Source organism: Sphingorhabdus sp. Alg231-15 (assembly GCF_900149705.1).
Lineage (GTDB): Bacteria > Pseudomonadota > Alphaproteobacteria > Sphingomonadales > Sphingomonadaceae > Parasphingorhabdus.
The window spans coordinates 526,472-538,671 of record NZ_LT703001.1 but is presented as its reverse complement, the minus strand read 5'-3'; the positions used below and the strand labels follow the sequence as shown (position 1 = coordinate 538,671).

At 52.4% G+C, this 12,200-nt stretch carries 11 protein-coding genes; 10 read left to right on the top strand and 1 reads right to left on the bottom strand.

The annotated features are described in order from the left end of the window. The first annotated feature begins 2 nt into the window (after positions 1-2). The 5 genes from alr (at position 3) to DG177_RS02475 (ending at position 6,341) form a co-directional block, all read left to right on the top strand. Positions 3-1,061 carry an alanine racemase gene (alr, locus tag DG177_RS02495; protein WP_108810048.1) on the top strand — a complete coding sequence of 353 codons (1,059 nt, stop codon included), beginning with the start codon at positions 3-5 and terminating at the stop codon, positions 1,059-1,061. Between the two features lie 201 nt (positions 1,062-1,262). Continuing rightward, a complete protein-coding gene (gene phaR, locus DG177_RS02490) occupies positions 1,263-1,892 on the top strand; it encodes a polyhydroxyalkanoate synthesis repressor PhaR (RefSeq protein WP_108810047.1) in 630 nt (209 codons plus the stop codon). A 47-nt stretch (positions 1,893-1,939) separates the two neighbouring features. Then, entirely contained in the window at positions 1,940-3,475 is a 1,536-nt protein-coding gene (gene proS, locus DG177_RS02485; RefSeq protein ID WP_108810046.1) for a proline--tRNA ligase, read from the top strand. Then, the gene (rnr, locus tag DG177_RS02480; protein WP_108810045.1) at positions 3,475-5,760 is read left to right on the top strand and encodes a ribonuclease R; all 2,286 of its coding nucleotides are present in this window, start codon (positions 3,475-3,477) and stop codon (positions 5,758-5,760) included. Before proS ends, rnr begins: the two co-directional genes overlap by 1 nt. Before the next feature lie 59 nt (positions 5,761-5,819). Continuing rightward, positions 5,820-6,341 (top strand): redoxin domain-containing protein, encoded by a 522-nt coding sequence (locus DG177_RS02475; RefSeq protein WP_108810044.1) that lies wholly within the window; start codon positions 5,820-5,822, stop codon positions 6,339-6,341. A 3-nt stretch (positions 6,342-6,344) separates the two neighbouring features. Here the strand turns inward: DG177_RS02475 and DG177_RS02470 are convergent, their stop codons facing one another. Further along, entirely contained in the window at positions 6,345-6,800 is a 456-nt protein-coding gene (locus DG177_RS02470; protein ID WP_108810043.1) for a universal stress protein, read from the bottom strand. Between the two features lie 149 nt (positions 6,801-6,949). Between DG177_RS02470 and DG177_RS02465 the strand changes: the two genes are divergently transcribed. From DG177_RS02465 to DG177_RS02445, 5 genes are all read left to right on the top strand, one after another. Continuing rightward, complete coding sequence (locus DG177_RS02465; protein ID WP_108810042.1) at positions 6,950-8,248, top strand: pyruvate dehydrogenase complex dihydrolipoamide acetyltransferase; 1,299 nt, start codon at positions 6,950-6,952, stop codon at positions 8,246-8,248. Positions 8,249-8,311: 63 nt separating this feature from the next. Further along, a complete protein-coding gene (locus DG177_RS02460) occupies positions 8,312-8,938 on the top strand; it encodes an NADPH-dependent F420 reductase (RefSeq protein WP_337658449.1) in 627 nt (208 codons plus the stop codon). A gap of 17 nt (positions 8,939-8,955) precedes the next feature. After that, positions 8,956-10,353, top strand: coding sequence for a dihydrolipoyl dehydrogenase (gene lpdA / locus DG177_RS02455; protein ID WP_108810040.1), 1,398 nt, complete (start codon positions 8,956-8,958; stop codon positions 10,351-10,353). Between the two features lie 188 nt (positions 10,354-10,541). Continuing rightward, positions 10,542-11,450, top strand: a complete 909-nt coding sequence (locus DG177_RS02450; protein WP_108810039.1) for an aminotransferase class IV — start codon at positions 10,542-10,544, stop codon at positions 11,448-11,450. Continuing rightward, on the top strand, positions 11,447-12,187 hold the full coding sequence (locus DG177_RS02445; RefSeq protein WP_108810038.1) for a sulfotransferase: 741 nt from the start codon (positions 11,447-11,449) through the stop codon (positions 12,185-12,187). Before DG177_RS02450 ends, DG177_RS02445 begins: the two co-directional genes overlap by 4 nt. The last annotated feature ends 13 nt before the right edge of the window (positions 12,188-12,200 follow it).

Genomic DNA, 12,200 nt, shown 5'->3' with positions numbered 1-12,200 from the left:
TTATGAGCGATAACAAGATCGAAATCCCGTCAACAGTACGACTGCGTCTGGATGGCAATGCGCTAACCACCAATTGGCGGAAGCTGGACGACTTGAGCGGCTCTGCCACCGCAGGGGCCGCAATTAAGGCGAACGCCTATGGCTTGGGATCGGTCGAGGTGTTTCAGCGTCTGCAAGCAGCGGGCTCCAAGGATTTTTACGTTGCCAACTGGCAGGAGGCCCGTGAGCTGGCACCCTATGTTGATCAGAGCAGTAATACATCAGTGCTCAACGGTGTACGCGCCGAAGATATGCCTTATGCAATGACCGGATCGGCCAAGCCAGTGTTGAATAGCATGGAGCAGGTTCGCAGGTGGCGTGAAACCGGACGTCCTTGCGATGTCATGATCGACAGCGGGATGAACCGGCTTGGCATTGAAGCGGCCGATGCAAAGCAATTCGACTGGAGTGGCTTAGATATTGATATCGTGATGAGTCATCTGGCATCGGCCGATGAGGATACAGCCCAAAATTCGGACCAGCTGGATCAATTTTTGTCTTCATTGCCGCTTGTACCGGGCAAACGCGCAAGCCTGAGCAACAGTGCCGGTATTGCGCTTGGCGAGGCCTATCATTTTGACTGCACGCGACCCGGCCTATCACTATATGGCGGAAAGCAGCGTTCCGAATTGACAGATGTCATCCAGCAAGTCGTCTTTCCTGAGGCGCAAATCTTGCAGACTCGCGATCTGAAAATTGGTGACAAGGTTGGTTACAACGCAAAATATACCGCACAGCGCGACCATCCGATTGCCATATTGGCCATGGGTTATGCGGACGGTTATCTAAGGGGTTTCTCCAATAGTGGCTTGTTTTTGGATGATGGTCAGAAAGAGCTGCCTGTGCTCGGCCGTGTATCAATGGACTTGATCGCTATCGACATCACCGCAGCACCACATCTTGAAGAATCTGCATGGGTCACAGCACAATATGATTTGCCGTTAGCGTCAAGCCAGTCCGGACTATCCCAATATGAGTTAATTACCGGTCTTGGCAATCGCTATGCTCGCTATTGGGTTTGAAACTGTGCAACTGCCATATCGCAACTGCACACAATAAAAGCGGCCTAATTCCTCGCGAGTTGCATATTATTAAACTCTAAGCACGGCTTTGGTTGCGGCGATGCACAATTTTGTCTAATGCCATCATCATATTGGAATTTAAAGAAAGCATATCGCCGCAATATTTAGAAAAATAACGCGATATGGTTCGCAGGAGAAAACATGGCGAAGACGAAAAAGGGTGATCCCGATGGCCCAATCATCATAAAAAAATATGCCAATCGGCGCCTTTATAATACTCAGACATCAAACTATATCACGCTCGATTTCTTGGCAGAGATGACCAGGGAAGACGTTGATTTTGTTGTCGTCGATGCCAAGACCGGCGATGATATTACACATAATGTCCTGACTCAGATCATCGTAGACGAAGAGAGCAGTGGGCAAAATATGCTGCCTGTCAATTTCCTGCGTCAGTTGATCTCTATGTACGGTAACAGCATGCAGTCGTTGATGCCTTCTTATCTGGAAGCATCCATGGACAATTTTCGGAAGAACCAGAAACAGTTTCAAGAAGCTGTTGAAGGCGCACTAAACAAGAACCCCTTGGGGCAGATGGCTGTTAAAAACCAAAAACAGTTTCAGGAAGCCGTCGAAAATGCCTTGAAGTCGAGCCCGCTCGGCAGCGTTGTGGAAAAGGCGCTAAACCCTCTGGGGATCGGTGACAAAAGTGCCTCAAACGATGTTGAACCGGAGCCGGAAGAAGAGATGTCTGAAAAGGACATTGAGATAATGGAGCTGAAGCAACAGCTTGCCGACATTCAATCGAAAATCGACAATCTCGACGACTAAATTGCCGTCGGCAACGAACTGAAATTTTTCCGACAGGAACCGAATACGTGAAGAAAAACGCTTTATCCGTGACCAGAGAAGCTGACTTCTCAGCCTGGTACCAACAGCTTATTGCCGAAGCCGATCTCGCCGAGGAGTCTGGTGTACGGGGCTGTATGGTCATGCGGCCATGGGGCTATGGTATCTGGGAGCGGGTGCAATTTCTGATGGATCAGCGGATCAAGGCCACCGGTCATGAAAACTGCTATTTCCCGCTATTCATTCCGCTGAGTTACTTCGCCAAGGAAGCCGAACATGTTGATGGCTTCGCCAAGGAAATGGCGGTTGTCACGCATCATCGGTTGATGAAAGACGACAGCGATGGTCTTGTTGTCGATCCCGAAGCTAAGCTGGAAGAACCTTTGGTTGTCCGGCCTACGTCCGAAACAGTGATCGGCACCGCCTTCTCGCGCTGGGTGCAGAGCTGGCGTGATTTGCCGGTGATGATCAATCAGTGGGCCAACGTCGTGCGCTGGGAAATGCGCACGCGAATGTTCCTTCGTACCAGCGAGTTTCTTTGGCAAGAAGGCCATACGGCTCACGCCACACGCGATGAGGCGATGGAAGAGACACTAGATATATTGGAAATGTATCGCAGTTTTTCGGAAGATGTTCTGGCTATGCCTGTTGTGGCTGGTGAAAAACCTGAGAATGAACGTTTTCCCGGTGCAGATGCGACCTATTCTATCGAGGCAATGATGCAGGATGGAAAGGCATTGCAGGCTGGCACTTCGCATTTCCTCGGCCAAACCTTCTCCAAGGCTCAAAATATCCGTTATCAGGACAAGGAAGGGCAGTTCCAGTTCGCCTATACGACAAGTTGGGGTACTTCTACTCGACTTATCGGCGGTGTGATCATGACACATGGCGATGACGATGGCCTACGCGTTCCTCCGCTTATTGCGCCTTATCAAGTGGTGATCATTCCCATGTTGCGCGATAAGCCAGAGGATGAAGAGGTTCTCGATTTCTGCACGGCGCTTACGAAACAACTGTCCGGACTGCGGGCTTTTGATGAGAATGTCAGGGTGAAACTCGATAAAGGCGGCGCCAAGGCATCGAACAAGCGTTGGTCCTGGGTCAAAAAGGGTGCGCCTCTCATTCTGGAGATAGGTCCTCGCGATGTCGCGGAAGGCAATGTCTCTGCTCTTCGCCGCGATGCGCTTTACAAGGATAATGGTAAACTGGATTCCCAGATTCTTGCGAAAGATGCTTTTGCTGATCAGGTTCCGGCTTTGCTGGAAGAAATTCAATCCAAATTGCATGACGAAGCCAAGCAACGACTGGATTCCAATATTACGCGCGGTTTGACCGATTTTGAGGATGTTCAGAAATTCTATAAAGAGAACAAAAAATATCCGGGTTGGCTGGAAGTTCAATGGTGCCGCGCGACAGGTGAAGAACTTGATCAGATTGAAGAGAGACTGAAAAAACTGAAACTGACCTTCCGCAATGTGCCGAACGAAGCGGCTGCTGTGGATGGCAACTGTATATTCACTGGTAAACCAGCGGTTGAACGGATTCTCATCGGCAAAGCCTATTAATGGCGAAATCGTCCAAATCTCATAAGCCGAGACAGGTTCCGTCGCGCAAACAGATATTGGACTTTATTGAAAAGTCGGACCAACCCGCCGGCAAACGTGAAATTGCCAAAGCCTTTCGTTTACGCGGGTCAGACAAAATCGCCCTCAAGGCTTTACTGAAAGACATGGCAGATGAAGGCCTGATCGACAGCACGCCAGGTCGTGCCTTTCATAAAATGGGCGGTATTCCCAAGGTCACGGTACTGAAAATCGTCGAAATTGACGGCAATGAAGCGATAGGCATGCCCGAACGCTGGGAGGCCGAAGCTCCGGCTCCGCGGCTCCGCATAAAAGAACGGGGCCGCCGCGCAGCTCTGGCAGTCGGAGATCGTATTTTGGCTCGGACCGAAGAACGCGGGCAGGGGCACATCGCCTTCATGATGAAGAAGATTGCCCAAAGCAGCGACATGCTGATGGGCGTGGTTGAGAAGGACGAGCGCGACCGGTTCTGGTTGAAGCCTGTTGACCGCAAAATCCGGCGCAGTACGGCTATATCCGATTTGGGTGAAGCGGAAGTGGGAAATCTGGTTCTTGCAGAACCCATTGGTCGCGGCAGCCAGATTAAAGCGCGGGTCAAAGAGGTGTTGGGCGATCCCTTTGCACCAAAATCATTCAGCCTGATCGCCATCCATAAATATGAAATTCCGCAAGTATTTCCGACTGATGTCCTGGATGAAGCAGAACAGGCAGCCAAGCTGAAACTCAGCAACGAGGACCGGGAAGATCTCACCAATTTGTCCATTGTCGCTATTGATCCAGCAGATGCGCGTGATCATGATGATGCTATCTGGGCAGCGCCCGATGATGATGCCAACAATGCTGGCGGCTTTAATGCCATAGTGGCAATTGCCGATGTCTCCTTCTATGTTCGCAGCGGCAGCAAACTTGACCGTGAGGCCTATAAGCGCGGCAACAGTGTCTATTTCCCGGATCGGGTTGTTCCGATGCTACCGGAAGCGCTCTCCACCGATGTGTGCTCGCTCAAACAGGATGTCGATCGAGCGGCTTTGGCGTGCCATCTGAAAATCGACGCCAAGGGCAAAGTTATCTCCTCTCGATTCACGAGGGCTATTGTTCGGCTGACTGGCAATATCGCTTATGAAGATGCGCAGGCTGCGATGGATGGAAAATTGGACCATCCCATGAAGGCGAATGCCCTTGAACCACTTTGGGCGTGCTGGAAATTACTTGCAAAAGCCAGAGATGGCAGAGAGCCTCTCAACCTCGATTTGCCGGAAAAACGGGTTGTGCTTGATGATCAGGGTCGCATTGCCGAGATTGCCACACGAGAACGCCTCGATGCGCATCGCCTGGTCGAAGACTATATGATCGCGGCCAATGTCGCGGCGGCCAAAATGCTGGAATCCAAGAAATCACCGCTGATCTACCGTGTCCACGAAATGCCCTCACGCGAGAAGCTAATCGCGCTCAAAGACTATCTCAAAAGCTTTGATGTCAGTTTTGCAATGGGGCAGGTGATTAAACCATCGGTGTTCAATCGCCTGATCGAGCAAGTGGGTGAGGCAGAGATTCTGCCGTTAGTCATGGAACAGATTTTGCGCAGTCAGACCCAGGCCTATTATGGTTCCACCAACATGGGTCATTTTGGTCTTTCGCTGGGAAGCTATGCACATTTCACCAGCCCTATCCGACGTTATGCCGACCTGATTGTGCATCGCGCTTTGGTGAGTGGTTGCAAATTGGAACAGCCGAAACCAAAGAATGATCTCATCCCTACCCAAAGCGGTTTGAGCAAGGACATGGCTGACAAGCTGGACCTGATATCCGAAAAGATCAGCCAACTGGAACGGCGTGCGATGATGGCTGAACGCGAGACGGTAGACCGCTATATCTCGGCCCATTTGTCCGATCATGTTGGTCAGATACTCAAATGCCGGATTACCGGCGTTCAGAATTTTGGATTTTTCGCCACTGTAGAAGAATTGGGAGGTGACGGCTTGGTCCCTGTCCGAACCTTGGGCGTGGAACGTTTCGACTATGATGAGCAGAAGCAGCAGTTGGAAGGTTTAGATACGGGCGTAACCTACAATATCGGTCAAAAGCTCGACCTGCGGCTCGTTGAGGCCAACGCTGCCACCGGAAGCCTGCTCTTTGAACTTGCTGAAGGGGCTAATCACATGCCCGGGCGCTATGAACCTCGACGCGGTCGCAGCGGTCCCAAAGGAAAGCCGCATCGGAAAGGAAAGCGAGGGCGCCCAGCAAATATTCGTCATCGCAGCCGGTAATGTAACCGGATCGCCGCCGGATGCGAATAGACTGGGCACAATCATAAAAGGATATCCCGATGACGACCCTGATACCGGCTCAAGCCGTTCCCGATTTCACTGTACCGATGACCGATGGCGGGCAGTTTCAACTCAGCCAACGTGCGGGAGACAACTTCACTCTGTTGCTATTCTACCGTGGCCTGCATTGTCCAATCTGCAAGGGACAGTTGCGCGACCTGCAACGCAAACTCGGTGTTTTCGGCGAACGAGGTGTTACCGCAGTAGCCATCAGCATGGATGATCAGGAACGTGCCCAAAAGTCGTCCGAAGACTGGGGAATTGATGAATTGATGCTCGGCTACGGATTGAGCGAAGAAATTGCCCGCGAACTGGGGTTGTACATATCTGCGGGACGGCCAGACAGCCCGGAACCGGCAATCTTCTCTGAACCTGCTTTGTTTTTGGTTCGTCCTGACCAAACGCTTTACTTTGCCAGCGTGCAGAGCATGCCATTCACGCGGCCGCCGCTCGATCAGTTAATGATGGGTATCGACTATGCCCTAGCCAATGATTATCCGGCGCGGGGTGAACTGGGCTGAATTCTAACTCAGGCGATCAATCTCTTCCTTGCTCAGTGATCCGGGCACAACCATCACCGGGCAAGGAAGGGTGCCTGCCTCTGTTGCGGCAAAGTGGGTCACTAACGGACCGGGTGAGCCATTGCCGGCGGCGCCGAGAACGAGGGCGGCCAATCCGTCAATTTCATCCATTAACTTGCGAACATCCTTAGCGCCTTTGCCTTCTTTGACGGTAATTGATGGACGGATTCCAGTTTCCTCAAACAATGTCCCAGCGGCGCTTGAAACCAATGCTTCGGCGCGGTTCTTTGCCTCTTCCTCGAGGGTGGCCTGAACCCCGCCCCAGGCCACAAATCCTTCGCTCTCTACCAATGCCAAAATATGCAAAGCACCATTTGTCTTCATGGCACGGCGCGAGGCAAAACGCAGCGCGATGCTTGCCTCTTCGGTTTCGTCAATAACCACAAGATAAGTACGCATGAAAACTCCCCGACTGACTGCGCATTTTTTCCATTAAAACCATGCTTGCGATAAAAGCCTGTGATATGCAAGATTTAGACAGCTTGCGCTTTCCTGTGATTTGCGCATAAACGCCTGCAACGTTGATATAGAATAAGGGTTTTCTCTCCATGCCGATCAACCTTCAAATGCCCGCTTTGTCTCCGACAATGGAAGAGGGGACGCTGGCCAAATGGCTTGTCAAGGAAGGTGATGAGGTCGCTTCAGGAGACTTGCTAGCAGAGATCGAGACCGACAAGGCGACGATGGAGTTTGAGGCGGTAGATGAAGGGACGATTGCGAAGATTGTCGTTGCTGAAGGAACCGATAATGTCAAAGTCGGCGAAGTAATAGCGATTATTGCCGAAGAAGGTGAGGATGTTGCAGAGGCAGGAAAAGAAGATGGGAGTTCCGCAAAAGCGCCGGAACCAGAACCTGCGGTCGAACAGGTAGCCGAAAAAGCCGCACCTACGCCTGAAAAACCTTCAGAGCCCGCACCGGCAGAGACGCCCAAGGCAACAAGCGACGGCAATCGCGTTAAGGCAAGTCCGCTGGCTCGACGTCTCGCAGAGCAGAAGGGCGTGGATCTGGGCGCGCTGAGCGGTTCAGGCCCAAATGGTCGGATTATCAAGGCGGATGTTGATGCAGCCGAAGGTGGCACGGCTCCGGTCAAAAGCGAAGCCGCTGCTCCCGCGCCAGCCCCTGCTGCTGCTCCCGCTCCGGCAGCGAATGATTTCGATATCCCGCATACATCGGAAAAACTCTCAGGCATGCGCAAGACCATTGCGCGCCGCCTGACCGAAGCGAAGCAGACCATTCCGCATATCTATCTCACCGTAGATATCCAGCTCGACAAGCTGCTCAAGCTGCGCAGCGAACTCAACGCGACGCTGGAACCGCGCGGCGTCAAATTGTCGGTCAATGATCTGCTGATCAAGGCGCTTGCAGTCTCATTAATGCAGGTGCCGAAATGCAATGTCTCGATTGACGGCGATCAGCTCAAGACATTTGCACGCGCTGATATCTCGGTCGCAGTCAGCATTCCCGGCGGCCTGATCACGCCGATTATCACCAGCGCTGACACCAAATCGCTCAGCACAATCTCCACCGAGATGAAGGACCTCGCGGGCCGCGCCAAGGACGGCAAGCTCAAGATGCACGAATATCAGGGCGGCACCGCCAGCATTTCCAATATGGGCATGTTCGGCATCAAGAATTTCGACGCGGTGATCAACCCGCCGCAAGCGATGATCATGGCTATCGGGGCAGGGCAGAAACGCCCCCATGTGATCGACGACAGCCTGCAAATCGCAACCATCATGAGCGCCACTGGCAGCTTCGACCACCGGGCGATTGATGGCGCAGACGGGGCGCAGTTGATGCAGGTGTTTAAAGAGCTAGTGGAGAACCCGTTGGGAATGTTGGCTTGAACAACCGGTAAGGCATCCTCATTTTGCCAGCTATTCTTATCCTAACCCCAAAGGAGAATCCCCTTGAAAATAGCAGTGATCGGAAAAGGCCGCGTTGGTAGTGTTTTGGGCCCCGCTTTTGATAAAGCAGGTCATGATGTCAGCTACGGCGTGCGTGATGCCAATGACCCCAAATATGATAATGGCGACGGTATTGCGTTGAAATCCACCAACGATGCTGCGCAATGGGCAGAGGTCGTGATCCTGTCGGTTGATTGGTCGGTAACGCTGGAAGCGCTGGAACAGTGCGGTGATCTTTCAGGAAAGATCCTCATCGATTGCAACAACCCCCTTAAAATGGGTGATCATGGACTGGAGTTGGCGCTGGGCTTTGATAATAGCGCAGCTGAAATGATCGACGCACGTACCAGTGCGGAGGTGGTTAAAACGCTCAATCAGGTTGGTTCACCAGTCATGGGAATGGCACATGATTACCCACAGCGTCCAATTCAGTTTGTAGCTGGTGATCATAATGATGCGAAAGAGACAGTAAGCGGGTTGCTCCGCGATATTGGGTTTGATCCTATTGACTATGGACCGCTCACCAATGCCCGTAAACTGGAACCGCTAGCAATGGTGTGGATTGATCAGGCATTTCAGCATGGTATGGACCCTCACAAAGCTTGGTATTTGATGCCAGGCAAATCATGAAAGCAAAAGACTGAAATATGGCAAAAAACTATGATCTCATCGTCCTTGGTTCCGGCCCCGGCGGCTATGTTGCGGCCATCCGCGCGTCCCAACTCGGCCTGAAAACCGCGATTGTGGAACGCGAAAATCTCGGCGGCATCTGCCTCAACTGGGGCTGTATTCCGACCAAGGCGCTGCTGCGCTCAGCCGAAGTCTTTCACAATATGAAGCACGCTGCGGACTATGGTCTCGCGGCGGAGAAGATCAGTGCAGATCTCGACGCCGTCGTCAAACGTTCTCGCGGGGTGGCGAAACAGCTTAATCAGGGCGTCACGCATCTGATGAAGAAGAATAAGATCGACGTCGTCATGGGCGATGGCAAGATTGTCGAAAAGGGCAAGGTCGCGGTCAAGACGGAGAAGGGCGAAGAAGAACTCACCGCCAAGAATATCATCATCGCCACGGGTGCCCGCGCCCGCGATCTGCCTTTTGCCAAGGCCGATGGCAAGCGTATCTGGACCTATCGCCACGCCATGACGCCGCCGGAAATGCCCAAGAAACTGCTGGTTATCGGCTCTGGCGCGATCGGGATTGAATTTGCCAGCTTCTATAATGACATGGGCGCCGACGTGACCGTGGTCGAGATGATGGACCGCATCGTGCCAGTGGAAGATGAGGAAATCTCCAAATTCCTTGAAAAGTCGCTGAAGAAGCAAGGCATGACCATCATGACCGGCGCCGGTGTCAAGAGCATCGACACGTCAGCCAAGGGCGTCAAGGCGGAGATTGAAGACAGCAAGGGTAAGAAAGCCAGCCATGACTTCAGCCATGTGATCGTCGCGGTCGGTATCCAACCCAATGTCGAAACCGTCGGACTGGACGAGTTGGGTATCGAACCCGACGAGCGTTTCCATATCAAGACGGACGCGATGTGCCGGACCAATGTCGAAGGCATTTATGCTATTGGTGACGTCACCGGCGGACCGTGGTTAGCACATAAGGCCAGTCATGAAGGCGTGATCGCGGTCGAAGCGATAGCTGGCGGCCACCCGCATGCAATGGATGTAAACAATATCCCCGGCTGCACCTATTGCCACCCCCAGATTGCCAGTGTTGGCCTGACCGAAGCCAAGGCCAAGGAAACGGGCCATGACGTCAAAGTCGGCAACTTCCCTTTTATCGGCAACGGCAAAGCAATTGCGCTGGGTGAGACCGAAGGTTTCATCAAGACGGTCTTTGATGCAAAAACCGGTGAATTGCTCGGCGCACATATGATTGGAGCGGAAGTTACCGAGCTGATTCAGGGCTATACTGTTGGCAAGACGCTGGAGACGACTGAAGCGGAGCTGATGAACACTGTCTTCCCGCACCCGACGCTGAGCGAAATGATGCATGAGAGCGTGCTCGATGCCTATGAGCGGGTATTGCATATGTAGTCTATTCTTCTCTCTGCCAGAGCGAGGGAAAAATAGAGGGAGAGGCAATATAATGAATCCAATCAAGGCGTTATTGCTACGATCTCTGAACATTCCAATGACTATCAGTGTGAGAAGTGCCCATTCATACATCAAAAGAGATGCGTGGCCGCTGACATTGGGCAGGACGATGATGAAGGGACAATAAGATGGCAAAAGGCACGCATGATTATGTTGAGGACCCTCGGAACGAAACCATCCTGATCAACGTCAATGGCGTGATTACACCGCGAGCTGAAGCCATGGTGTCCGTGTTTGATAGCGGTTTCATGCTGGGTGATGGTGTCTGGGAAGGGCTGCGCTTGCATAAAGGCAAGATTGCTTTTCTAGGCGCGCATATGGATCGCCTGTTCGAGGGCGCCAAGGCCATTGCTATGGATATCGGAATTAGTCGCGAGGACCTGGTTGCGCGGCTTTATCAAACAATAGAAGCCAACAGCATGACGGCTTGTCATATCCGCTTGATGGTGACGCGCGGTATCCGTTCCACGCCTTATCAGGATCCGAGGGTGGTCATCTCTCCCGCCACGATCGTTATTATACCGGAATATAAGGAAGCGCTGCCGAGCACTGTCGAAAATGGGATTAGGCTGTTTACCGTTCACGTCCGGCGCGGTGATCCGGCGGTGCAGGATCCGAAACTGAACTCGCACAGCAAGCTGAATTGCATAACCGCCTGCATACAGGCGACACAAGCCGGAGCGGACGAGGCGCTGATGCTGGACCCACAGGGCTTTGTGGCGACGTGCAACAGCACACATTTTTTCATTGTTCGCAAAGGCGAAGTGTGGACGTCGAGTGGCGACTATTGCCTTGGAGGAATCACGCGCAGCAATGTCATTCAGCTCTGCCGCGATAATGATATTCCAGTGTTCGAGAAGAATTTCTCCCTGACCGATGTTTACGGCGCCGATGAAGCCTTTGTAACCGGTACTTTTGCTGGTGTTGTACCCGCAACAGAGGTCGATGGTCGAATATTGAGTCAGGGCAGGGGACCAATGGTCGAACGCCTGCAGGCGCTCTATAAAGGCCTTATCGAACGAGACACGGCGTCATGACGTCAGAGCCCGTACGTATCGCTATGTGGTCCGGGCCGCGGAACATCTCGACTGCGATGATGCGCAGCTTTGGCAGTCGCAGTGATTGTGCTGTTACCGATGAACCTTTTTATGGTGCTTTTCTGCACAAGACCGGTTTTCGACAACCCTTGGCAGACCAGATCATCGCTGCGATGGATATTGACTGGAATTCAGTGGCAGATTCCATGCGCGGGCCGGTGCCGGATGGCAAGGCCATCTGGTACCAGAAGCATATGCCGCATCATATGGTGGATGGCGTTTCCATTACTGATTTCCCCGACCACCGGCACGCATTCTTGATCCGCGATCCAGATCATGTCGTCGCCAGCTACGCCGCCAAACATGTCGAGGTTACCCCCGATGATTTGGGATATGAAAGGCAATTGACCTTTATAGACCATGCTGCGCAAATTACCGGCAAAGCACCGATAATACTGGATAGCGCCGATATAGTGCAGGATCCGGAACGTCATCTGAAGGCTCTTTGCGCGGCGCTGGAGATAGATTGGGATCCTGCGATGTTGTCCTGGGAGGCAGGGGGACGCAAAACTGATGGAATATGGGCTTCTCACTGGTATAATCGAGTGGTCGAAACAACGACATTTGGCGAGTCCAAGGATGGCAGACCAATGTTGACACAGGCACAGCAAAAAGTTGTTGATCGGTGCCAAATGTTTTACAATCAGATGTCAGAACATAGACTCAAGGTCCTATAATATAGGATAATAT

Coding starts and splice junctions, on each gene's coding strand:
- alr (WP_108810048.1), top strand. CDS start 3: ATGAGCGATAACAAGATCGAAATCCCGTCAACAGTACGACTGCGTCTG.
- phaR (WP_108810047.1), top strand. CDS start 1,263: ATGGCGAAGACGAAAAAGGGTGATCCCGATGGCCCAATCATCATAAAA.
- rnr (WP_108810045.1), top strand. CDS start 3,475: ATGGCGAAATCGTCCAAATCTCATAAGCCGAGACAGGTTCCGTCGCGC.
- DG177_RS02475 (WP_108810044.1), top strand. CDS start 5,820: ATGACGACCCTGATACCGGCTCAAGCCGTTCCCGATTTCACTGTACCG.
- DG177_RS02470 (WP_108810043.1), bottom strand. CDS start 6,800: ATGCGTACTTATCTTGTGGTTATTGACGAAACCGAAGAGGCAAGCATC.
- DG177_RS02465 (WP_108810042.1), top strand. CDS start 6,950: ATGCCGATCAACCTTCAAATGCCCGCTTTGTCTCCGACAATGGAAGAG.
- lpdA (WP_108810040.1), top strand. CDS start 8,956: ATGGCAAAAAACTATGATCTCATCGTCCTTGGTTCCGGCCCCGGCGGC.
- DG177_RS02450 (WP_108810039.1), top strand. CDS start 10,542: ATGGCAAAAGGCACGCATGATTATGTTGAGGACCCTCGGAACGAAACC.
- DG177_RS02445 (WP_108810038.1), top strand. CDS start 11,447: ATGACGTCAGAGCCCGTACGTATCGCTATGTGGTCCGGGCCGCGGAAC.